At 63.5% G+C, this 23445-nt stretch carries 22 protein-coding genes; 13 read left to right on the top strand and 9 right to left on the bottom strand.

Annotated elements, in window-relative coordinates; all coding sequences use genetic code 11:
* Nucleotides 1–16: 16 nt before the first annotated feature.
* Complete coding sequence (locus HSDC_RS03485; RefSeq protein ID WP_064698503.1) at nt 17–1927, bottom strand: propionyl-CoA synthetase; 1911 nt, start codon at nt 1925–1927, stop codon at nt 17–19.
* A 401-nt stretch (nt 1928–2328) separates the two neighbouring features.
* Here HSDC_RS03485 and HSDC_RS03490 point away from each other — a divergent pair, with 401 nt between their 5' ends.
* On the top strand, nt 2329–2646 hold the full coding sequence (locus tag HSDC_RS03490; RefSeq protein ID WP_064698504.1) for an ArsR/SmtB family transcription factor: 318 nt from the start codon (nt 2329–2331) through the stop codon (nt 2644–2646).
* Nucleotides 2647–2659: 13 nt separating this feature from the next.
* Here the strand turns inward: HSDC_RS03490 and sohB are convergent, their stop codons facing one another.
* Nucleotides 2660–3697 (bottom strand): protease SohB, encoded by a 1038-nt coding sequence (sohB, locus tag HSDC_RS03495; protein WP_064698505.1) that lies wholly within the window; start codon nt 3695–3697, stop codon nt 2660–2662.
* A gap of 134 nt (nt 3698–3831) precedes the next feature.
* On the opposite strand from sohB, the gene HSDC_RS03500 reads away from it, so the two are divergent.
* Nucleotides 3832–4137 (top strand): SCP2 sterol-binding domain-containing protein, encoded by a 306-nt coding sequence (locus HSDC_RS03500; protein ID WP_170862751.1) that lies wholly within the window; start codon nt 3832–3834, stop codon nt 4135–4137.
* A gap of 28 nt (nt 4138–4165) precedes the next feature.
* Here HSDC_RS03500 and nudC read toward each other — a convergent pair whose 3' ends face one another.
* The 4 genes from nudC to HSDC_RS03520 are packed head-to-tail and all read right to left on the bottom strand — an operon-like array spanning nt 4166 to nt 6985.
* Nucleotides 4166–4942 (bottom strand): NAD(+) diphosphatase, encoded by a 777-nt coding sequence (gene nudC / locus HSDC_RS03505; protein ID WP_064698507.1) that lies wholly within the window; start codon nt 4940–4942, stop codon nt 4166–4168.
* Complete coding sequence (gene dnaQ / locus HSDC_RS03510) at nt 4942–5709, bottom strand: DNA polymerase III subunit epsilon (RefSeq protein ID WP_064698508.1); 768 nt, start codon at nt 5707–5709, stop codon at nt 4942–4944. Before dnaQ ends, nudC begins: the two co-directional genes overlap by 1 nt.
* Nucleotides 5710–5748: 39 nt before the next feature.
* On the bottom strand, nt 5749–6219 hold the full coding sequence (gene rnhA, locus HSDC_RS03515; protein WP_064698509.1) for a ribonuclease HI: 471 nt from the start codon (nt 6217–6219) through the stop codon (nt 5749–5751).
* Nucleotides 6212–6985, bottom strand: coding sequence for a methyltransferase domain-containing protein (locus tag HSDC_RS03520; protein WP_064698510.1), 774 nt, complete (start codon nt 6983–6985; stop codon nt 6212–6214). Before HSDC_RS03520 ends, rnhA begins: the two co-directional genes overlap by 8 nt.
* A 101-nt stretch (nt 6986–7086) precedes the next feature.
* On the opposite strand from HSDC_RS03520, the gene gloB reads away from it, so the two are divergent.
* The 6 genes from gloB (at nt 7087) to HSDC_RS03550 (ending at nt 14820) form a co-directional block, all read left to right on the top strand.
* Entirely contained in the window at nt 7087–7854 is a 768-nt protein-coding gene (gene gloB / locus HSDC_RS03525; protein ID WP_064698511.1) for a hydroxyacylglutathione hydrolase, read from the top strand.
* A gap of 91 nt (nt 7855–7945) precedes the next feature.
* Nucleotides 7946–9151: a transglycosylase SLT domain-containing protein gene (locus tag HSDC_RS03530; RefSeq protein ID WP_064698512.1), complete on the top strand. Its 1206-nt coding sequence runs from the start codon at nt 7946–7948 to the stop codon at nt 9149–9151.
* Between the two features lie 58 nt (nt 9152–9209).
* The gene (locus tag HSDC_RS03535) at nt 9210–11030 is read left to right on the top strand and encodes an extracellular solute-binding protein (protein ID WP_082919926.1); all 1821 of its coding nucleotides are present in this window, start codon (nt 9210–9212) and stop codon (nt 11028–11030) included.
* Between the two features lie 28 nt (nt 11031–11058).
* Nucleotides 11059–12132: a microcin C ABC transporter permease YejB gene (locus HSDC_RS03540; protein WP_064698513.1), complete on the top strand. Its 1074-nt coding sequence runs from the start codon at nt 11059–11061 to the stop codon at nt 12130–12132.
* Between the two features lie 2 nt (nt 12133–12134).
* Nucleotides 12135–13220, top strand: coding sequence for an ABC transporter permease (locus tag HSDC_RS03545; RefSeq protein ID WP_064698514.1), 1086 nt, complete (start codon nt 12135–12137; stop codon nt 13218–13220).
* Nucleotides 13213–14820, top strand: a complete 1608-nt coding sequence (locus HSDC_RS03550) for an ABC transporter ATP-binding protein (protein WP_064698515.1) — start codon at nt 13213–13215, stop codon at nt 14818–14820. Before HSDC_RS03545 ends, HSDC_RS03550 begins: the two co-directional genes overlap by 8 nt.
* A gap of 30 nt (nt 14821–14850) precedes the next feature.
* On the opposite strand, the gene HSDC_RS03555 is transcribed toward HSDC_RS03550, so the two are convergent.
* The 3 genes from HSDC_RS03555 to HSDC_RS03565 all read right to left on the bottom strand — a co-directional run bounded on the left by HSDC_RS03555 (nt 14851) and on the right by HSDC_RS03565 (nt 17559).
* A complete protein-coding gene (locus HSDC_RS03555) occupies nt 14851–15852 on the bottom strand; it encodes a lipid A deacylase LpxR family protein (RefSeq protein ID WP_082919927.1) in 1002 nt (333 codons plus the stop codon).
* A 190-nt stretch (nt 15853–16042) separates the two neighbouring features.
* On the bottom strand, nt 16043–16744 hold the full coding sequence (locus HSDC_RS03560) for a pseudouridine synthase (protein WP_064698516.1): 702 nt from the start codon (nt 16742–16744) through the stop codon (nt 16043–16045).
* A complete protein-coding gene (locus tag HSDC_RS03565; RefSeq protein WP_064698517.1) occupies nt 16744–17559 on the bottom strand; it encodes an amidohydrolase in 816 nt (271 codons plus the stop codon). Before HSDC_RS03565 ends, HSDC_RS03560 begins: the two co-directional genes overlap by 1 nt.
* Before the next feature lie 121 nt (nt 17560–17680).
* On the opposite strand from HSDC_RS03565, the gene rarD reads away from it, so the two are divergent.
* The 5 genes from rarD to HSDC_RS03590 all read left to right on the top strand — a co-directional run bounded on the left by rarD (nt 17681) and on the right by HSDC_RS03590 (nt 23411).
* Nucleotides 17681–18589, top strand: a complete 909-nt coding sequence (gene rarD / locus HSDC_RS03570) for an EamA family transporter RarD (protein ID WP_064698518.1) — start codon at nt 17681–17683, stop codon at nt 18587–18589.
* Between the two features lie 12 nt (nt 18590–18601).
* Nucleotides 18602–19666, top strand: coding sequence for an NAD(P)/FAD-dependent oxidoreductase (locus tag HSDC_RS03575; protein ID WP_064698519.1), 1065 nt, complete (start codon nt 18602–18604; stop codon nt 19664–19666).
* Nucleotides 19667–19736: 70 nt separating this feature from the next.
* Entirely contained in the window at nt 19737–21449 is a 1713-nt protein-coding gene (locus tag HSDC_RS03580) for a SulP family inorganic anion transporter (RefSeq protein WP_064698520.1), read from the top strand.
* Nucleotides 21450–21570: 121 nt separating this feature from the next.
* Nucleotides 21571–22842: an ATP-binding protein gene (locus tag HSDC_RS03585; protein WP_064698521.1), complete on the top strand. Its 1272-nt coding sequence runs from the start codon at nt 21571–21573 to the stop codon at nt 22840–22842.
* Nucleotides 22843–22871: 29 nt separating this feature from the next.
* Complete coding sequence (locus HSDC_RS03590; protein WP_064698522.1) at nt 22872–23411, top strand: response regulator transcription factor; 540 nt, start codon at nt 22872–22874, stop codon at nt 23409–23411.
* Nucleotides 23412–23445: the final 34 nt, after the last annotated feature.

Genomic DNA, 23445 nt, shown 5'->3' on the forward strand with positions numbered 1-23445 from the left:
CCGTGCCCAGTGCCGTTCATTCCATGCGAGCCTGCCCCGAGGCACCGACATCGTGTTGCCGCATGGCGTCGTGGACCGACTCAAGGCTCGCCGGATCATCGATGGTCGAGGGAACGCCGTACGCTTGGCCATCGGCGATGTTGCGCAACAGCTTGCGCAGGATCTTACCGGATCGCGTCTTCGGCAGCCGATCGACCACCAGCACCTGACGAAAGCAGGCGATCGGCCCGATCCATTGCCGTACTCGCTCGATCAGCTCAACCTCGAGCGAAGCCTCGTCGCCGGTGAAGCCATCCTTGAGAATGACCAGGCCTACCGGCACTTGCCCCTTGAGTGCATCCTGGATACCGATCACCGCACACTCGGCCACTGCGGGATGCGCGCCGACCACCTCCTCCATCTCGCCGGTAGACAAGCGGTGCCCTGCCACATTGATCACGTCATCGGTGCGCCCCATGATGAATACATAGCCCTCTTCATCGACATAACCGCCATCGCCGGTCAGGTAATAGCCAGGGAAGGCAGCCATGTAGGCCGAATGGAAGCGTTCGGTGTCCCGCCATATGCCACTCAGGCAACCGGGCGGCATGGGCTCCTTGATCACCACGGCACCCTGTTCCTGAGCCACGGCACGACGCCCTTCGCGATCCAGCACCTGGACATCGAATCCCGGCACGGGGACTGTCGCCGAGCCAGCCTTGATCGGCATCGGCTCCAGCCCGAGGAGATTCGCGGCCACCGGCCAGCCGGTCTCGGTCTGCCACCAGTGATCGATGACCGGCACATCGAGTCTCTCCTGCAGCCAATGGAACGTCGGCGGGTCCAGACGCTCCCCGGCAAGGAACAATGACGCCAGGCATGACAGATCATATCGGGAGAGCCATTCGCCCTCCGGGTCCTCCTTCTTGATGGCCCGGAAAGCGGTCGGCGCGGTAAAGAAACTCTTCACCCGATAGTCGGCGATCAGCCGCCAGAAGGCTCCCGCATCCGGCGTGCGAACCGGCTTGCCTTCGTACACCACAGTGGTGCAGCCCCTCAGCAAGGGGGCATAGACGATGTAGGCATGGCCAACCACCCAGCCGACATCCGACGCCGAGAAGAAGACCTCTCCCGGCGCCATGTCATAGATCTTCTCCATCGAATAATGCAACGCCACACCATAGCCGCCGGTATCGCGCACCACGCCCTTGGGTCGGCCCGTAGTGCCGGAGGTATAGAGGATATAAAGGGGATCGGTAGCCTTGACCGGCACGCACGGCGCCGGTTCGGCCGCCGCCTCGAGGGTTGCCCAGTCGTGATCCCCTGCGCCGAGTTCAGCTTCATGCCGCTCGCGTTGCAGCACCACACAGGCGGCCGGCTGATGCGCGCTGCGCGCCAGCGCCTCATCGACGATGGGCTTGTAGGGAACGACCCGGTCGATCTCCACACCGCAGGAAGCCGTCACGACGACCCGTGGCTCGGCATCCTCGATCCGAACCGCCAGCTCATGGGGTGCAAAACCCCCGAAGACCACCGAATGCACGGCACCGAGACGAGCGCAGGCCATCATGGCAACCAAGGCTTCGGGCACCATCGGCATGTAGATCACTACTCGGTCGCCATATTTCACGCCCAGCTCGCGCAATGCACCGGCGAAGCGCGCCACGCGATCCAGCAGCTGGCCATAACTCAGGGTTCGCTTCTGCCCGGTGACCGGCGAATCCCAATGAATGGCGGCCAGCTCGCCTCGCCCCTGCTCGACATGGTGGTCCAGAGCGGCGTGGCAGAGATTGAGTTCACCGTCCTCGTACCAGCGCGCATGCCCCTGGTCATCGTAACGCAGAATGGTTTGCGGAGGCGTGAACCAGGGCAGACGCCCGGCCTGCTCGGCCCAGAAGAGCTCGGGGGACTCAATGGAACGCAGAAACTCGTCTTGATAGCGGGACATTCGACATCACCTCGCATCGGAGCGGTTCGCTTCGGGACCCTTCATATCGAACAGTGCTGTTCGCGTTGTTCACATGATTGTTGACACCCTAGACCACCCCTGGGCCGAAAAACCTCCGACCATTGGCTAGACTTCGACAAAAGAACGAAACCCGTTCGAAGCATTGTCGACAAGCAGGAGAACCCCGGACTCGTACACGCTGATTCAGCCATTGAGTCAGCGTTGAATCGCGGGTGGTCAGCCCGGTGGGCTATAGTGATGAAAGATTGTTGAGTAATGCCTGAATCAGAGAACCGAGGTGACAATGGCATCCGGTGGAGGGCTGCCGAAGGACCCATCAAGACCCGGTGACCGGCGAGGGAAAGTGCGGCATTGGGCTCGCTAGCTCAAGGGGGCACATCATGACCAACGCTCAGCGCCAGGCCAAGCGCCTGCTGGATGGAGGCGACACGGTCGTCGACCAGGCAAGCGCGCTACTCAAGGCGATGGCCAACGACAATCGCCTGCGGATCCTCTGCTTGCTGGCCGGGGCGGAACTTTCCGTGACCGAGCTCAACCAGCGACTCGCCCTCAGTCAGTCCGCCCTGTCCCAACACCTCGCCATACTTCGCCGGGAGGAACTGGTCGCGACCCGGCGCGCCTCCCAGACGATCTACTATTCCCTGCAGGGCGAGCACGCCAATACGCTCATCGAGGCACTCGGCAAGCTGAAGCTGTGACGCTGGCGCGATCTCAACGCTTCTGCCAACGGCTGGCATCGAGCGCTTCCAAACCACGCTCGACACTGCGCTCGATGCCGTGCGATACCGAAAGCCCCAGACGCTCGGCGAGTCCGCGTCGCTGCTGAATGCTAAGGGCAATGACCTTGGCATTCTTCATGCGCTCGGCAAGATACGCCTCGCTGGTGCCAATCTCGTCGACCAGCCCCCTGGACAGTGCCTCCGTGCCATGCCAGGCCTCGCCGGTGGCCACTGCCTCGATATCCAGGTCAGGACGGCGCTCGGCGACATAACGCTTGAACAGGTCATGCACCGTATTCAGCTCGGCCAGGAATTTCTCCCGACCTTCCTCGGTATTTTCACCGAACACTGTCAAGGTCCGCTTGTACTGCCCCGCGGTGAGAACATCCACATCGATGTCATGGCGTTTGAGCAGGCGATGAACATTCGGCAGCTGAGCCACCACGCCAATCGAGCCCAGCACGGCAAAGGGCGCCGCGCGCAATCGATCGGCACAGCAGGCCATCAGATAGCCTCCGCTGGCCGCCACCTTGTCGACACATACCGTGGTGGAGAGACCCGCCTGACGTAGCCGATCCATCTCGGCGGCGGCATGACCATAAGCGTGGACCAGCCCGCCCGGCGACTCCAGGCGCACCACCACTTCGTCGCCTTCGCTCGAGGCATCCAGCACGGCCGTGATTTCCTCGGCCAGCTTGCCAGTACCACTGGCCTTGAGATCGCCATGAAAGTCCAGTACCCAGACCGTCGACCGAGCCGATTCATCGGCATCGCCTTTCTTGCCCCGCGTCTTGTCGTCTCGACGGAATGCCCTGGTCATTCGCTTGCGTGCCGCCGGCTCGCTGGCGGCCAGACGCAGGCGTCGCAACCGACGTCGACGCCTGGCATTGAGCTCCTCCAGCTTGATCTGGCTGCGCTCACCGCCTCCGGAGCGCGACCTCGCCACGACCACCATCACCAAGGCAATGAGCGCCACCACCACCAGCAACTGAGCCAGGAACATGCCGAGCTCACCAAACCATTCGTTCACGATACGACTCCTCTGCGCGTTTCGACTCACATGCTGACGTCAGTGTACCGGTGGAACAAGCTAGCTTGATTAAAACAGTCGTTTTAAATACGCTTGACCCACCTTCCACCACAATGCGACACGGGAACCTTGCCATGTCCACTTTCGACAAGCTCCATGCCCGTTTCGATGCCCAAGCTGCCCAGGGCATGAACGACATCTTCCAGTTTCACTTCAGCGATGCCGAGGATCACTATCTCAAGATCCAGGATGGTGAGCTGGAGATCTGCGCCGGCGAACACGACGACCCGTCGGTCAGCCTGAGCCTGAGTACCAAGACCCTGAAAGGCATCATGTCCGGAGAGATCAATGGCATGACCGCCTTCATGACCGGCAAGTTGAAGGCCGCCGGCAACGTCATGCTGGCCACCAAGCTGACCAGCCTGTTTCCCGCCGATTGAAAACGAAGCCGATCACTGGCTTCCGGCGCTATTGGCCCCTTGCCCCTACCTCGGCGAGGTGCGTGTCGATCAAGGCGCGAGAGATGGAATATACCGGCGGCAGCTTGGGCAATTGCCTGGGCGTGAACCAGGCGGCATCGCTGATTTCCACGCCATCGATACGGATTCGCCGACTGGCGGCCTCGGCAAAGTAACCAAGCATCAGGGAGTGCGGGAAGGGCCAAGCCTGGCTCTGGAAATAGCGCAGCCGGCCCAGCGCCACGCCGACCTCTTCCTCGACTTCGCGACGCACCGCCTCCTCGGCGGACTCACCCGGCTCGATAAAGCCCGCCAGGGTCGAATAGCGACCGGCAGGAAAACGTGGACTACGCGCCAGCAACATCGATTCCCCATGGGTCACCAGGGTAATGATGCACGGCGAGATACGCGGATAATTGCGCTGGCCGCACTGTGCACACTGCATGGCGAACTCGCTGTCGAGCCGCGTGGCCGGCGCGCCGCAGCGGCCGCAAAACCGATGGTTGCGCAGCCAGGCCCCCACCTGAAGCGCCGTGGAGACCAGCGGAAACCAGTCGCCCGGCAGGCTCGTCAGCCAATCCCTTCCGTCAAGCCAGTCGCAGCCGGCCTGTTCTTCCAACGACAGGCCCACCGGTTCGCCACCCCACCAGCACAGCGGCTGCACGCCGGCCTGCCAGCGACTCGGCGCCTGCAGGGGCCCGCCATCCTCACCAGGCGCGATGCGTCCCTCGGCGAGCCGAATCAGACGCCCCGCCGTTGCATCATGGGGCAGCTCGCGCTTCAGCATCAGCTTCCCTCCCGGGAAGCGCCCGGCCATCCTTCCAGGCCGTCCCATCGACACTGCCCCGAGGCTTCTCGAATGCTGGCCAGCTTGTCACGATGCGCCTGCCATTCGGCCTCGTCCGGCTGCCGGACACTCAACTGACCCGACGCCAACGAGAGGCGTCGAATCATCAGGCCGCCACTGTTGTCGGTCTGCCCCGTGTCATCACTGGCGGAGGCATCCAGTGACAACGCCGTCTGCCCGCCGGTCATCGCCAGGTAGACATCAGCAAGAATCTCGGCGTCCAGCAAGGCGCCGTGAAGCACGCGATGGCTGTTCTGGATATCGTAGCGCTTGCAGAGCGCGTCCAGGTTGTTGCGCTGCCCGGGATGCTTGTCGCGAGCCAGTTGCAACGTATCCAGGATACGGCAGTGCTCGGCCACCGGCCCCAACACCGGCTCGCCACGTGCCTTGTTGAGCATGGCAAGCTCGTGATCGATGAAACCGACATCGAAGGGAGCGTTATGGATGACCAGCTCGGCGCCCTCGATGAAGGCCCAGAAGGCATCCGCCACGTCGGCGAAGACCGGCTCGTCGGCAACCTTCTCATTGGTGATGCCGTGGACTTCCACGGCCTCGGCCTCGATGTCGCGCTCCGGGTTGATGTACTGATGATAGGTGTTACCGGTCAATCGTCGATTGACCATCTCCACCGCACCGATCTCGATCAGTCGATGTCCCTCGCGTGGATCGATGCCGGTGGTCTCGGTATCCAGAATGATCTGACGCATGTGGTGTCTCGTGCTCGGCTTTCAGGGAAAGATCGACATTCAGGCGTTGGCCTGCATCTCATCGATGGCCTCGTTGGCCAGGGCATCGGCACGCTCGTTGCTGGGATGACCGCTATGCCCCTTGACCCAATGCCATTCGATGCGGTGCCGCCGGGTTTGCTCGTGCAGGTCTCGCCACAACTCGGCGTTCTTGACGGGCTTGCGCGAGGCGGTCTTCCAATCGCGCTTGATCCAGCCATGTATCCATTCGGTGATGCCACGGCGCAGATACTCCGAATCGGTCCACAGCGCGACTCGGCAAGGGCGTTTCAGGGCGCGCAGTGCCATGATGGCGGCCATCAACTCCATGCGGTTGTTGGTCGTCCTGGCCTCGGCTCCCTTGAGGGCCTTTTCATGCTCGCCGCTGAGCAGCAAGGCCCCCCAGCCACCTGGTCCCGGATTTCCCCGACATGCCCCATCGGTATAGATCGTCACATCGCTCAATGCCTCTTGGGGCGTTTCGTCATTCACCCTCTGTCACCCTTTCCGGTTGTGGCCCGAGCCGCGTGGCGCCCCCCACGGCGGAGCCGGGCAGCGACGGCGCAAAGGACATCCGCCCGCGCCGGGGCTGGGCCAGTTGGGAGCGGCGTCGGGCATGAATCATGTAGCAGTCGCTCAGCGGCAGATTATGCCGCCGTCCAACGGCCTCCAGCACGGCATTTCGCGCCAGCCCGCCGGGCAGACGAAAGCCGCAGTAGTCTACCCGGTGCGTCTCGAAGTCGACAAACGTCAACCAGTCGCGCAGCCGAGCCGGGCTGCGCCAGCGCCCCCGACCGGGAAAGTGGCGTCGCTGTTCGGGCCACAACCGGGCCCATCCCGCGATACCGAACGGTAACCAGCCAAACAGCACCAGATGACCCTCGTCGGCGGTGACTCTCACGGCTTCCTGCAATACATGGTGAGGGTTCGGCAACACCTCCAGCAGATGATGCACGACCACCAGGTTCAGGCATCCATCGGGCAATGGCAGGGCATCGGGCGGGCAGACCAGGGTCGACGGCGTTTCGGCGAACGCCTCCGTCGGCGCCCAGCGCAAGGAATGATGCACCGGGCACATGTCCGTCAGTGCGGGGCCGAAGCCGAGCTCCAGAGCATGGGGACCAAACCAGCGTTCGCACAGCGGTCCGATGCAAGCCCGTTCGGCTCGCCAGATCGCCTGTCCCGGCGTACTGGCCCAGTAACGCCGTCCTTCCTCGGCCAATCGCGCCAGGGCTATCGCTTCCCGCGAATTTGACATGATCCGCTCTTCTCTCCACAGTCTACACTTTTTGCGATTTGCCCCGAGTCAGGTACCCTCGGCACCGCCGAGTCCGGCCGAGCCGCGAGGATAACGAGTCCATGTTGAGCGTGACACCGATTCCAGCCTTCAGCGACAACTATATCTGGCTATTGCGTCAGGATACGAGCGACAGCGTCTGTGTAGTCGACCCCGGCGATGCCTCTCCTGTCATCGAATGGCTGGAACGCGAGGGACTGACGCTCGGCACGATTTTGATCACTCACCATCACCCCGATCATACCGGAGGGGTGTCGGAGTTGATCCAACGTTATTCGCCTCGTGTCATCGGGCCTCACAACCCCTCGATCACGGGCATCGACGAACCTGTCGGCGATGGCGATGAAATCCGGGTGATGGGCCGCTTGTTCGATGTGCTCGAACTGCCCGGCCATACCCTCGACCATATCGCCTTCTTCACCGCCGGCATACCGCCCCTGCTGTTCAGTGGCGACGTGCTGTTCAGCGCCGGCTGCGGCCGGCTGTTCGAAGGCTCTCCCGAGCAGATGCATCAGTCGCTTTCACGACTCGACAACCTGCCCGAAGAAACGCTGGTATTCGCCGCCCATGAATACACCCTGGCCAACCTGCGATTCGCCAAGGCCGTCGAACCGGACAATAGGGACCTGGTCGAGGCCGAGCACGAATGCCTGCGCGCCAGAGAACTCGAACGTCCCACGCTACCCAGCACCCTGGGCCGTGAACGTCGCATCAATCCTTTCCTGCGCTGTGACAAGGAAGGGGTGCGCCGGAGCGCATCGGAGCACGGCAGCACCGACACCGAGCTGGCAACCTTCACCACCCTGCGCGCCTGGAAAGATTCCTTCTGACACCCTCTTTGGAAACGCCCTTTGAAAAGGGCCGCTGGACGACCGGCTCGGCGCTCTGTGTGCCAAGCCCCGGCGCCCCGGAGACCCTTGCATGACCTATCACACAATGCGTCGACGCCTGTTCGGCTTCGCCAGTTCCCTGAGCTTGCTCGGCGCCCTGTTGGCGACCGCCCCCTACAGTCTCGAAAGTCAAGCCGCCACCATGCCTGCCGATCGCGCGACACTCGATGCCACCTCGCAGGATACGGCTACCCTGGCTCGTTCCCGTTCACAGTCGATGGCCACTTTCTGGGGTGCTCTCGACCTTCAACCCAAGGATGCCTGGGAGCGCCTGCGCGCCAGCTTCGAATGGCGTGACCAGTGGCGTGCCGACGCCGGCCATGCCAGGGTCCAGCACTGGATCGACGAATATCGCTCGAGCCCGGAAAATATCGCCAAGATCACCGAGCGAGCCCGTCCCTGGTTGACCTGGATTGTCCAGCAGGTCGAAGCTCGCGGGCTGCCCGGTGAAATCGCCCTGGTCCCCTTCATCGAGAGCTCCTTCGATCCCGAGGCTCGCAGTCACTTCGGCGCAGCTGGCCTGTGGCAGATCATGCCGCGCACCGGGGAAGCCCTCGGTCTGCGTCGCAACAATGCCTGGGATGGCCGTCTCGACGTCGTGCGTTCCACGGAAGCGGCACTGGATTACATCGAGATGCAGGCCGACCAGTGGTACGAGGGCGATATCGAACTCTCCCTGGCCGCCTACAATGCCGGTGCCGGGACCGTGAACCAGGCCGTTCGCCTCGCCCAGTCGCAGGGCCATGCCGGCGAATACTGGGACCTGAGCCTGCCGGCGGAGACCATGGACTATGTCCCCAAATTGCTGGCCATCGCGGCGATCATCTCCGAACCCCAGCGCTATGGCGTCAATCTTCCCGATATCGAGGGTGGCCCGGCATTTGCCCAGGTGCCGGTGACACGCCGCGTGACCCTGGACGAAGCCGCCCGCCTGGCAGGTGTTCCCGAACAGCGCCTGGCCGAGCTCAATCCCGGGCTTCGCGCCGGAGTCGCTCATCCCCACCAGGTCGACAATCTCCTGGTACCGATGGGGCACGCCCAACGCCTCGTGGCCGCCCTCGGATCACCGATGAACGATGCCGACGACGGCGCGGTCCATGTCGTCCAGCGAGGCGACACCCTGTCTTCCATCGCCTCCCAGCATGCCGTGGCGGCCGCGGACCTCGTTCGCTGGAACGGCCTCGACCGACCCGACGCTTTACAACCCGGGCAGCAGCTGACACTTTCCGGTGGATGATACTGAGGCGCGTCCTGGCACGCGCCGTCTTGTTGACGCAGGGAAAGGATCCTCTCCGATGATGCGACTGCTCCTGCCGCTGATGGCGGTCATGGCCAACGCCTCCGCCATGGCCGCCGACCCCGCCGATGTTCCCACCCGACACGCACTTGCCCTTTACGGCGAGCCGGCACTGCACGAGGATTTCTCCCACTTTCCCCACACCAATCCGGACGCGCCGGTCGGGGGAACCCTGACCCGTGCCGCAACGGGCAGCAGTTTCGACTCGACCAACCCGTATATCGTCCAGGGAACCCCGGCCGCCGGACTCGGCAACACCTACGACACCCTGCTCACCCGGAACCCGAACGAGCCCTTCACCATGTATGGGCTGCTGGCCTCCGGCATTCGCCTCGACCCGCAGCGGCACTGGGTCGAGTTCGACCTCGACCCCCGGGCGCGCTTTCACGACGGCACGCCGGTCACGGCCGAAGACGTGCTCTTCAGCTTCAAGACACTTACCGAGAAGGGGCAACCCTTATACGGAGCCTACTATGCCGGTGTGGCCGATGTGCGCGCCGTGGACGAGGACACCGTGCATTTCGACCTGGCCGGCAGCGAGTCCCGCGAGCTTCCCTTGATCCTTGGCCAGATGCCGGTACTACCCGCCCACTACTGGCAGGATCGCGACTTCACCCAACCCACTCGTGATGCCCTGCTCGGTTCGGGCCCCTACCGGATTGCCGAGGTCGACCCGGGCCGCCGCATCGTCTACGAGCGCGTCGACGACTACTGGGGCCGGGACCTTCCGGTCAACCGTGGTCGCCATAATATCGACCGGCTTATCTTCGACTATTACCGCGATGCTTCCGTGGCCATGGAAGCCTTCAAGGCCGGCAACCTGGACTTTCGCATCGGCTCCACGGCCCGCAACTGGGCGACCGGCTATGACTTCCCTGCCGCCAATGACGGCTTCGTCAAGCGCCTTGAGATCCCCGACGGCCAGCCCGCGGGCATGCAGGCCTATGTCATGAACCTCCGGCGCGACAAATTCCAGGACGTGCGCCTGCGCGAAGCCCTGAACCTTGCCTTCGACTTCGAGTGGCTGAACAAGAACCTCTTCTACGGCGCCTATCAGCGTACCCACAGTTACTTCGCCAATTCTGAAATGGCCGCTGAGGGACTGCCCAGTGACGCGGAGTTGGCACTGCTCGAGCCTCATCGCGACGCCCTGCCCGAGCGCGTCTTCGACTCGCCCCTGCCCATCGACATGCCCGAGGAACCCCGCGCCCGCCTCCGACGTGCCCATGAACTGCTGACCGAAGCCGGCTACACCTATCGTGACGGCCAGTTGATCACGCCCGACGGTGAGCCCTTGCGACTCGAGGTACTCCTGCACGACACTCGCTTCGAGCGTATCGTGCATCCGCTGTTGCGCAACCTGAAACGGCTGGGCATTCAGGGCAAGATCCGTGTCGTGGACGTCAACCAGTACCTCAATCGCCGGGGCAACTTTGACTTCGATATCATCGTCGGCAGCTTCCCGCAATCGGCCAGCCCCGGAAACGAACAACGTGAATTCTGGGGCAGCAAGTATGCCCACGCTCCCCAGAGCAGCAACCTCATCGGGCTGGAAAACCCGGTCATCGACGATCTGGTGGAGCGCTTGATCGCCGCCGATACGCGCGCCGAGCTGGATACTGCGGCCCAGGCCCTCGATCGCGTGCTGCGCTGGGGATTCTACGTGATTCCCCAGTGGCACCTGCCAGGCACCCGACTGGCCTTCTGGGACAAGTTCGGCTGGAAGGAACCCTTCCCGGAATACGGCCTGGACCTGGACGCCTGGTGGGTCGATCCGCAACGCGCCACCCAGGTCGAAGCCCGCCAGAATGGCAACTAGTTCTCCATCACCTGCTTGAGGAGTTGTCGTGGCCGCCTATACCCTGCGCCGCCTGCTGCTGATGATTCCCACCTTGCTGGGAATCCTGCTGCTCAACTTCATCATCGTCCAGGCCGCTCCCGGCGGCCCCATCGACCAGATGCTGGCTCGTTTCGAGGGACTATCCGCACAATCCAGCACCCGCCTCGAGGGTGGCGGCGGAGAGGTGGTCTCGGGCGATGATTCCCGTGGCAGTCGTGGCATGCCGCCGCAACTCATCGAACGACTGGAAGCCCAGTTCGGCTTTGACAAGCCGGCGCCGGAGCGTTTCCTCGACATGCTCGTCGACTACACGACCTTCGATCTCGGCGAGAGTTTCTTCCACGGCACCGCGGTCACGTCCCTGATCCTCGAACGCCTGCCGGTCTCGATATCCCTGGGCCTGTGGACCACCCTGCTGGTCTATCTGATCTCGATACCGCTGGGCATCCGCAAGGCACTCAAGCACGGAACGCGCTTCGACATCTGGACCTCGGGGGTGGTCATCGTCGGCTATGCCATTCCCGGCTTCCTGTTCGCCATCCTGCTGATCGTGCTGTTCGCCGGCGGCAGCTACTGGGATATCTTCCCGTTGCGCGGCCTGACCTCGCCAGACTTTCCCGAGCTCTCGGTCTGGGGCAAGGTAAAGGACTATTTCTGGCATATCAGCCTACCGGTCGCCGCCTCGGCCATCGGCAGTTTCGCCACCCTGACCATGCTGACCAAGAACAGCTTTCTCGACGAGATTCACAAACAGTACGTGCTCACCGCTCGCGCCAAGGGAGCCAGTGATCGTCGCGTGCTCTATGGGCACGTCTTCCGCAATGCCATGTTGATCATCATCGCCGGCCTGCCTTCGGCACTGATCGGCATCTTCTTCACCGGCGCACTGCTGATCGAAGTGATCTTCTCTCTCAACGGCCTCGGCCTGCTGGGCTTCGAGGCCGTCATGCAGCGCGATTACCCGGTGATCTTTGGCACCCTTTATCTCTATACGCTGATTGGTCTGATCCTGAAGCTGATATCAGATCTGACCTATGTGTGGGTCGATCCCCGTATCGATTTCGAAACGCGGGAGTCTTGATCATGCTCGATGCCGCGACTTCTCGCTTGTCTCCCATTACGCGCCGCCGGCTTGATGTCTTCCGACGCAACCGACGCGCCCGGATATCACTATGGATATTCATGGCACTGTTCGTGTTCAGCCTCGGTGCCGAACTGGTGGCCAACGACAAGCCACTGTTGATGCAATACCAGGGGGACTGGTATGTCCCACTGCTCGTGGACTATCCCGACACCGAGTTCGGCGGTTTTCTTCCTACACCGGCGGACTATCGCGATCGCTACACCCGAGAGACCATCGAGGCGGATGGCTGGATGCTCTGGCCGCCCATTCCCTATTCCTACGATACCCTGGACATGGCACTGCGCCACCCGGCACCCTCGCCTCCGGACGGCGAGCACTGGCTGGGCACCGACGATCAGGGCCGCGACGTCCTGGCTCGGGTGATCTACGGCTTTCGCCTGTCGGTGGTCTTCGCGCTGGTACTCACCGCCGGCTCCCTCGTGCTCGGTGTCGTGATCGGCGGTGTTCAGGGCTATTTCGGCGGCAAGGTCGACCTAATCGGCCAGCGCCTCACCGAGATCTGGTCGGGCCTGCCGGTGCTGTTCCTGCTGATCATCCTGGCCAGCCTGGTGGAACCCAACCTGTGGTGGCTGCTCGGCATCATGCTGCTGTTTTCCTGGCTGGGGCTGGTCGATGTGGTCCGCGCCGAGTTCCTGCGCGCCCGCAACCTCGAGTACGTCCGTGCCGCCCGCGCCATGGGGCTGCCCTCGCGGCTAATCATGTGGCGCCATGTGCTGCCCAACGCCATGGTGGCCACTCTGACCTTCATCCCCTTCCTGTTCACCGGTGGCATCACCACCCTGACCGCCCTGGACTTCCTCGGCTTCGGCCTGCCCCCTGGCTCGCCTTCGCTGGGCGAACTGGTCGCCCAGGGCAAGAACAATCTCCAGGCCCCCTGGCTAGGCATCACAGCCTTCATGACACTGTCGATCATGCTCTCGCTGCTGGTATTCATCGGCGAAGGCTTGCGGGATGCCTTCGACCCCCGTCATATCCAGCACGCCGGCACGAGCACCACCGACGCGAGGGCCCTGCGCGATGCCTGACCAGCCTCTGTTCCAGCTCGATGACCTGACCATCGCCTTCGACGGCACGCCAGTGGTCGAATCGCTGTCCCTGGAAGTGCAACGCGGCGAGACCCTGGCCCTGGTCGGCGAATCCGGTTCCGGCAAGTCTGTCTCGGCACTCGGCGCACTCGGCCTGCTGCCTTCCAGCGCTTCACTGAGCGGTGGCCGACGGCTCGAAGGCCTCGACCTGGCAAGCCTTTCGCACCGGGAGTGGCAAGCCGTGCGCGGTGGCCGGGTCGGTTTCGTCTTCCAGGAGCCCATGACCTCCCTCAACCCTCTGCATACTGTCGGCAAGCAGATCGGCGAAGTATTGCGCTTGCACCAGGGGATGACGGGCAAGGCCGCACGCCGGCGCTGCCATGAGCTGCTAGAACGCGTTCGCCTGCCGCGCGCCGCAGAGCTTCTCGATGCCTGGCCCCACCAGCTTTCCGGTGGCCAGCGCCAGCGGGTGATGATCGCCATGGCCATTGCCAACGCTCCGCGACTGCTGGTCGCCGATGAGCCGACCACGGCACTGGACGTCACGGTGCAACGCGAGATTCTGGCCCTGCTGGCCGAGCTGCGCGATGAGCAGGACATGGGGATGCTGTTCATCACTCACGACCTCAACCTGGTGCGCCACCACGCTGATCGAGTGTGCGTCATGCACAAGGGACAGGCCCAGGAAACGGGCGTCGTCGATGACGTCTTCAGCTCACCGCAGAGTTCCCATACACGCGCCCTGCTGGATGCCGAACCGAGTGGACGTCCCGCCCCCCTCGCCGCCGCCAGGACGCCTCTGCTCGATGCCCAAGGCATCGCCGTGAGCTTCCAGCGCCCCAAACGCCTCTTCCAGCGGCGCCCCGCTCCCTTCGAGGCGGTCAAACCCCTGGATCTGCAGATAGCACCCGGCGAAACGCTTGGCATCGTCGGCGAATCCGGCTCCGGCAAGAGTACGCTCGCCCAAGCGTTGCTGCGCCTTGTGCCCTGTCGCGGCACCCTCGATTTCGACGGCACGCGACTGGACCGCCTGAGCGGTGGTGACTTGCGCCGTCAACGCCGTCGCTTCCAGGTCGTCTTTCAGGATCCCTTTGGCTCCCTCTCGCCTCGCATGCCGGTATCGGACATCATCAGCGAAGGATTGCGCTTCCACCACCCTGAACTTGGCGCCGACGAGGTGGAACGTCATGTCCATGGCACCCTGAAGGAAGTCGGTCTGCCCGAGGGCTGCGCCTCGCGATATCCTCACGAATTTTCCGGCGGCCAGCGCCAGCGCATTGCCATCGCTCGCGCGATCATCATGGCCCCTGAACTGGTGGTGCTCGACGAGCCGACCTCGGCGCTGGATCGCAGTGTCCAGGCGCAACTCGTCAGCCTGCTGCGTGAACTGCAACGTCGCCGAGGCATCAGCTATTTGTTCATCAGCCACGACCTGGCAGTGGTGCGCGCCATGGCACATCGGATCCTGGTACTGAAGGATGGTGAAATGGTGGAAAGCGGCGACTGTCTTGCGGTGCTGGAACATCCCGCCACGGACTACACGAAGGCCCTGGTGAAGGCCGCGGGGCTGCAGGAACGTCAGCCGGCCCTGCCGCAATGAACGACTCCCGGCGCTACGGCTTGCCGTTGCCTAGTACCAGAAGGCCAGCGACAGCGAGCCGAAGCTGTCGGATTCGGGCTGTTCCCGAAACTCCTTGGTCCGCCATGCGTGGGTGACGGAAAGCTGCCAGCGATCCCAGTTGAATGCCACGCCGACCAGCGCATCGCCGACCCATTCCTCGCGATCGACGGAATGACTGTCCTCGAAGGTATTGCCATCCAGCAGCAGGTTATGGGCCATGTAGCGCCCTTTCAGGGCCGCAAAGGCATACCAGCCAAATCCCTGATCGGGAAGAAAGAAGGAGCGTCCACCCTGGGCTGGCGCAATCGACGGGATACCGAAGCTACGGCTCAGGTTCTCGCCAAGTCGCACCCCGCCGCCGACTGACCCATAGGTATAGAGATTGCCCAACGCGAACCCCAGGTTCGGCCCGTACTCCACCTCCAATCCATTCAGGTGCTCCCGACCGATCCAGGCCGTCTCGTAGGACAAGTTGAGGATCGGCTCGTTATGCAACTGATACTGCCAGCCTCGGGGCTTTTCGGAGTCGAGCACGTGGTGCAGCTCGCGCTGGATGGTCTCGCCACCAGCGGCCGGCCCGACGATACCAGCATCGAGATTCAGGGTGCGCAGGCGACGCCAGTCATCATGGGGAGTACTGTCGAACAGCGACACACCCCCCAACAACACCCCGGCATAGGGACGATCCGATACGTCCAGAGCTTCCTCGCCGATATCGAGAGGCGTATAGATCTGGTGCGAAAGTCGATAGGCCCCGCCATCCAGTTCACCACTGGACCAACCCGGCAACCTATCGGCCAGGTCGTTCAGCCAGTGTTCGGGCGACGTCTGGAAGGACCAGGTGGCTTCAAGGCCATTGGTATAGTGGCCATCCGAGCCACCCGAATAGATGTCGTTCTCGCTCTTGAGCGTGAAGAGCCCGTCGGCATCGGCGGGACTCGCGACCACCACGAGCAGCGCCGACAGCCAAGGGAGTGCGCAATGACGAGAAAAGGCAGGCAAGCGTGACATGCATGGGCTCCGACGGGCTATACATACAGCAATGAATGTTAAAAGTTAGAATGTTAACGAATTTCGTCGGGTCGGTCCATGCCTCTCGATGTGAGTTGGGCGGCCAACCGCCAAGATAACGGTATAATGATAGAGAGAAACGCCTGATGGCGAGCGTGGACGCCACATTGCCACCACAGACGCCACCGTTTCAGAACAACGCCACCTCCTCCGGCTCGAGTTCACGCCACTCTCCGGGAGCCAGTGCGTCATCGAGGAGCAGCGGCCCGATGGATTCGCGATGCAGCGCCTCGACATGGTTGCCGATGGCAGCGAACATGCGCCGAACCTGATGATAACGGCCCTCATCGATGACCAGCCTCGCGCGATGGGCATCCAGTATCGTCAACTCGGCAGGCCGGGTCGGTGCCTCGTCCCCCTCCAGCACGATGCCCTCGGCAAAGGCGTCCACCGCCTGCCTGGCCGCATCACCCTCGAGGGGACGCGCCAGTTGGGCCATGTACCCCTTGGCACAACGCCGACGCGGCGAGGTGATACGGTGTGACCACTGGCCATCATCGGTCAGCAGCAAAAGGCCCGTCGTCTCGACATCGAGACGACCGACCGGCTTCAAGCGCTCGGCCTTGGGGACATCGAGCAGATCCACCGCGCGGGGATAGAGGCCACGCCGGGCCGTGCATTCCACGCCTTCGGGCTTGTGCAGCATGATATAGCGCACCCCCACCAAGGAGAGGGACTCTCCCAGCCAGACGACCCGATCGGCCTCTTCCAAATGGCGGGCCGCCTTCTTCTCCAGTTCACCATTGACGCTGACTTCACCACGTATCAGAGCACGCTTGGCCAGACTTCGCGTCAGGTCGGTGCTTTCCGCCAGAAAACGATCCAGTCGCATCACTCGCCAACTCCGTCCGACAGGGTGAAATGATCGGCATCGCGCCAGGCGGGAAACTTCTCGCGGAAGGCTTGCAGGTCGTCCAGCGACAAGGTGCCGGTCTTCACGAAGGGCACATCCCTGGGTTCATCGATCAACGCCTCGCCCTTGGCATCGATCAGCATGGAGTCGCCGGCGTAGCCGAGCCCCTTCGCATCCTCGCCGACGCGATTGACGCCGATCACCGGGCACAGGTTCTCCACCGCACGGGCCTGCAGCAGCACGCGCCAGGGATGCCGACGCGGCGCCGGCCAGTTAGCGACGCACAGCAAGGCATCGTATTCGAAGTGTTCGCCGGGGGCCGGCTGCTGGCGCAGCCACACGGGGAAGCGCAGGTCATAACAGACGCTGAGCAGAATCCGGAACCCCTTGAGTTCGACGATCACCCGTTCGTGCCCCATGGCATAACGTTCGTGCTCGCCGGCCATGCGGAACAGGTGACGCTTGTCGTAATTGACCAGGCTACCGTCCGGTCGTGCCCAGAGCAGGCGATTGAAGCACTCTTCCCCCTCGACCACCGCCACACTGCCAGTGATCACGCAGCCACGGCGCACGGCCTGGTCGCGCAACCAGGCAACAGTCGCGCTCTCATCCATGGGCTCGGCCATTTCTCTCGAGTTCATGGTGAACCCGGTGGCAAACATCTCCGGCAGCACGATCAAGTCGGTCTGATCGGCACCGAGATCACCCAGCGTCTCCTCGAGCATTCGGCAGTTGGCATCGGGATCCTCCCAGCGCAGGTCGCACTGCACCAGGGTCGTTCGCAGCTCGGTCATACAGGGACTCCATCGTCGAACGGGACAGTCTTCAGCCTAATCGAGACACCGGCATCGCGCAGCCATGGCATCGAAACGATACCGGCCCTATGATAGGTCGGACATTCTTAGGAAGCTTAACATGCCAAGGACTCAAACCGTTTCCCCCGACGCCGGCAAGGGGGTCGGATTCGGCCTCACCGCCTACCTGATGTGGGGGTGCTTCCCGCTCTTCTTCGCCTTGTTCGAGGGGATCCCCGCCTACGAGGTACTCATTCACCGGGTCCTGTGGTCCTGCGTGTTCCTGGTGGGGCTGGTCACCCTGCTGCGCCGCTGGTCACCAGTCGCCGAGGCCTTGCGCCATCCACGTCGGCTCGGGCGTGTTCTCGCCTGCGCGATATTGATCGGACTCAACTGGGGGCTCTACATCTATGCCGTGGAGAGCCGCCAGGTGCTCCAGGCCAGCCTCGGCTACTTCCTGACCCCGCTGGTCAACGTGACGCTCGGCCTGCTGGTACTGCGTGAACGCATGCGGCCTCTACAGGGAGTCGCCGTGGCCCTGGCGGGCATCGCCATCATCATTCAACTGGTGATGCTCGGCGAGGTGCCCTGGATCAGCCTGGCCCTGGCACTGACCTTCGGAACCTATGGTCTGCTGCGCAAGCAGGTGCCGCTGGACGGCCTCTCCGGCCTGTTCGTCGAAACCCTGCTGCTGATGCCGCTCGGGCTGCTGGCACTGGCCTGGCTCAGTGAAGCCGGCCTGTCCCACTTCCTGGCCAACTACCGCAGCACCTTTCTGCTGATCGCCAGCGGCGTGATCACCGCACTGCCCCTGCTGGCCTTTGCCGGTGCCGCTCGCCGCCTGCGTCTGGCCACCCTGGGCTTCCTGATGTATCTCAACCCGAGCATCCAGTTCCTGATCGCCCTGCTGGTGTTCAACGAGCCCCTGGCGCCAACGCAACTGGCAACCTTCATCCTGATCTGGTTCAGCCTGGCCCTCTACTCCTGGACAGCCTGGCAAGATCGCCCCAGGGAAGCCAACGAAGCCTGACATGGCGAGCTCATGACACGCCGCACCCTACTGCTGATCGGAGCAGGCCATGCCCACCTGCACCTGCTGCGTCATCGTCATCGTCTGCCGGTCGAGCGTCTCGTGCTGGTCGATCCGGGCGGCTTCTGGTATTCGGGCCTGGCCACCGGCATGCTGGGCGGTCGCTGCTCACCCGAGGCCGACCGCATTGATCCTGCCGCCCTGGCCCGTCGCCAGGGGGCCGACGCCTGTCGCGCACGTCTGGTCGGGCTCGATGCCCGGCTGCGCCAGGCGCATCTCGACGATGGCCGGACATTGGACTATACCCTGCTGTCACTCAACATCGGGTCCAGCGTTCGATATCCGACGCCTCTCCCCGATGGCCTCGAATGCTGGCCGGTCAAGCCAATTCCCTGCCTGCTCGCCCTGCGACTGCGCCTTGCGCGCGACTTCTCTCTCGGCAAGACGCTCCGACTGGTGGTGCTGGGTGGCGGCGCCAGCGGCGTGGAAGTGGCCTGCAACCTGCGTGCCCTGGCCAGGTGGCATGGCGCCACCGCGGAGATCATTCTGCTGACCGGGCATAGCGGCCTGCTGAGCCAGGCACCTCCCGGCGCCGTCGCCTGGCTGAGACAACGTCTCGAGGCGCTGGACATCCAGGTAAGACCTCATGCCCAGGCAGCGCCAGCCGATGCCGATCACCTGATCATTGCCACCGGCCTGATTGCCCCGGCCGTCATCGAACGACTGGGACTTCCGGCGCGAGCGGAACGCGGCCTGGTCGTGACCGAAACCCTCCAGAGCCCCGCCACCCCCGAGGTCTTTGCCGCCGGCGACTGTGCAGCCCTGGACGGGTACCGCCTTCCCCGGCTAGGGGTTCATGGCGTCCGCCAGGCACCTGTCCTGCTCGCCAACCTCGTCGCCAGCCTGACGGGCAAGGCACCATCGGCTCGCTATCTCCCTCGGCGACATGCCTTGTCGATTCTCGACCTGGGCGACGGCCAGGGGCTCGCCCTTCGAGGACGCCTCTGGTGGGGTGGCCGGCTGGCCCTGCTCGCCAAGCGGCATCTGGATACGCGTTTTCTGGCACGTTATCGCTGACCGACACCCGCGGATCGTTTAGGCTGTCGGAGAATTTGCCCTTCGATTCATTCACCTGCGACTGGCCTGGATGCTCAAGAAATATCTTCCGATACTGACCTGGCTTCCCCACTACACCCGTCGTCTGTTCGGTGCCGACCTGCTGGCGGGCGTGATCGTCACCGTCATGGTGATTCCCCAATCACTGGCCTATGCCATCCTTGCCGGCCTCCCGGCAGTCGTCGGCTTGTACGCCAGCATCCTGCCGCTGCTGGCCTACGCGCTGCTCGGCACCAGTCGCACCCTGGCTGTCGGGCCGGTAGCCATCATAGCGCTGATGACCGGTGCGGCCCTTTCGGGCGTGGCACCGCCAGGCTCGCCGGCCTATCTGGATGCCGCTCTCACCTTATCGTTGCTGTCCGGGGCCATGCTGCTGGTGATGGGCCTGCTACGCCTTGGCTTTTTCGCCAACTTCCTCAGCCACCCCGTGATCGGCGGTTTCCTGTCCGCCTCGGGACTCTTGATCGCCATCAGCCAGCTCACTCACCTGTCCGGCATCGACACGGCGGGTTACACGGCCCTGTCACTGCTCACAGGACTGGCCACGCACCTCGATACCCTGCATTGGCCGACGCTCGTCCTGGGGACCGGTTGCCTGGCGTTCCTGTTCCTCCTGCGTCGCTACGGCAAGATGACCTTGACGGCAATCGGCATGCCCAAGGGCCTGGCAACCCTCTGTACCCGAGCCGGTCCGGTCTTCGCCGTTATCATCACGACCCTGCTCAGTTGGTGGCTGGACCTGGAAGCGCGGGGCGTGGCGGTAGTCGGTGATATACCGAAAGGCCTGCCCCCTCTGACCTTCCCGACCCTCGATCTGCCCCTGTGGCGGGAGCTGCTCGTGCCGGCCCTGCTGATCAGCGTGGTCGGATTCGTCGAATCGATCTCCATGGCGCAGATGCTGGCCGCCAAGCGCCGCGAACGCATCTCGCCCAACCAGGAACTGCTCGGCCTGGGAGGCGCCAACATCGCCGCCGCCTTGTCTGCCGGCATGCCCGTCACCGGCGGCCTGTCACGTACCGTCATCAACTTCGAATCCGGCGCCCGAACTCCCATGGCCGGCGCCTTCGCCGCCGTCGGTATCGCCCTGGTCACCCTTGCCTTGACGCCGCTGCTTCGTCACCTGCCCATCGCCACCCTCGCCGCCACCATCATCGTGGCCGTGCTGACCTTGGTGGACATCCCTTTGATTCGACAGACTTGGCGCTATTCACGCAGCGATTTCTCGGCCATGGCGCTGACCATCCTGTTGACGCTCGCCGAGGGTGTCGAAGCCGGTATCATCAGCGGGGTCGCGCTGTCCATCGGCCTCTTCCTGTATCGCACGAGCCGCCCCCACAGCGCCCTGGTCGGCCGCATTCCGGGCACCGAGCATTTCCGTAGCGTCACACGCCACAGTGCCGAAACCTTCAGCCACCTGGCACTGTTGCGCATCGACGAAAGCCTCTATTTCGCCAATGCCCGCTACCTGGAGGATACCGTCTACACCTTGGTAGCCAGCCGCCCGGAACTGGAACACGTGGTGCTGATCTGCTCGGCAGTAAACCTGATCGACGCCTCGGCGCTGGAAAGCCTCGACGCCATCAACGCTCGGCTCAAGGATTCCCGCGTCACCCTGCACCTGGCTGAGGTCAAGGGGCCCGTGATGGATCGCCTCAAGAAGAGCCATTTCCTCGACGACTTGTCAGGCCGCGTCTTTCTCAGCACTTATGCGGCCTGGAGCGAACTGAAACGACAGGAGGCTTGACCCTGCCGGCATCGCCCCCGCCTCCCTGGTCCAAAGGGGCGACATAGCGTCGCGCCCCATGCAAGGCCAAGCCTAGGGTGGATCGGTTATCATCGGGGTCCGTCTCGATCGCGGAGCGTCCATGCAAGCCCCTTTGCCATTACCGCTGTCCACTCCGAACCGTAACCTGGTACGTCTGACCATCGTTCGAGGCATCACCTGGACCGGTTTTCTGATCGGCGTCATCATCGGCATCGCCGGGCTCGGCTTCGTGCTGGATATTCCTGCGGTGATCGCCGTGATGGCGGCGATGAGCCTGATCAACATCGGCACCTGGTGGCGCCTCGGGCGCCCCTGGGCGGTGACGCACGGTGAGTACCTCGCCCACCTGCTCGCCGATATCGCGGGTCTTACCCTGCTGTTCTATCTCATTGGCGGCTCCACCAACCCTTTCATCGGTTACTACCTGGTGCCGGTGACCATCGCCGCGGCGACGTTGCCCTGGCGCCACGCCTGGGCGGTCGCCGTCGCCGGCATGGCCGGTTACAGCTTTCTGATGTTCTTCTATCATCCCGTCCCTCAGCTCGGCATGCCCCATGCCCAGAGCTGGGTCAATCTGCACACCCTGGGCATGTGGCTCAACTTCGGGCTTTCGGCGGGGCTGGTGACCTTCTTCATCTACAAAATGGCCCGCGCGCTGCGCAATCGTGAACAGTCGCTGTCCCGTACCCGAGAGTCGGCACTGCGCAACGAGCAGGTGCTCGCGGTGGCGACGCAAGCCGCCGGTACCGCCCATGAGCTGGGCACCCCCTTGTCCACCATGGCGGTGCTGCTGAGCGAGATGCGCGAAGATGTCGCCGGCGATGCCCGGCTGGAGAAGGACATCGACCTGCTCCGCGAACAGGTCGATACCTGCAAGGCGCGCCTGCGCCACCTGGTCGACAATGCGGATCGTCGCCGCATGGCCAATCCCGAGGTGCGCGATGCCAAGGAATGGCTGAACAGCGTGGTGCAACGCTGGCTGGTGCTGCGCCCCGATGTCGATCATCACCTCGAGATCGCCGACAAGCGCGGCCAGCCCAAGCTGGCGGTGGACGCCACCCTGGACCAGGCACTGACCAACCTGCTCAACAACGCCGCCGACGCCAATCCCAACGACATTGCCATTCACATGGACTGGAACATCGAGGAAGTGGTCATCGACATTCGCGACCACGGCCCGGGTGTCGCCTTGTCGATCGCCGACCAGCTTGGCGACACCTTCGTCTCCACCAAGAGCAAGGGACTCGGCATCGGCCTGTTTCTGACCCACGCCACCATCAACCGCTTCGGCGGGGGCGTGAGCCTGTACAATCATCCGCAAGGCGGCACCCTGACAGAGGTCAGCCTGCCTCGTAGCGATACCTCGGCCTGAACCGACGCCTGAACGAGGATACAAGGAACATGCAAGAGACACCCCAACGCCTGCTGATCGTCGATGATGACGAAATGTTCCGCCATGTGCTTCATCGCGCGATGACGCGACGCAACTTCGAGGTCCTGGTCGCCCACGACGGCAGCGAGGCCCTTGAGCTGGCACGCCTCCACCAGCCGGAATTCGCGACCCTGGACCTCAAGCTGGAACATGAGTCCGGACTCAAGCTGTTGCCGGAGCTGCTGGAACTGGTACCAGACTGCCGCATAGTGGTATTGACGGGCTATTCGAGCATCGCCACCGCCGTCGAAGCCATCAAGCTCGGCGCCGTCAACTACCTGTGCAAGCCGGTCGACGCCGACGAGGTACTGACCGCGCTGTCCCGGGAGGAAGGCGACCCGGAGGCCGAAGTGGCGGAAACGCCTCCCTCGATCAATCGACTGACCTGGGAGCACATCCAGAAAGTGCTGCAGGAGCACGACGGCAACATTTCCGCTACCGCCCGAGCGCTTGGCATGCACCGCCGCACCTTGCAACGCAAGCTGCAGAAGCGTCCCGTCCGGCGGTAGTCATCACCGTCCCGTGACAACGCCCGGCGGCTCG

Source organism: Halomonas caseinilytica, from assembly GCF_001662285.1.
GTDB lineage: Bacteria > Pseudomonadota > Gammaproteobacteria > Pseudomonadales > Halomonadaceae > Halomonas > Halomonas caseinilytica.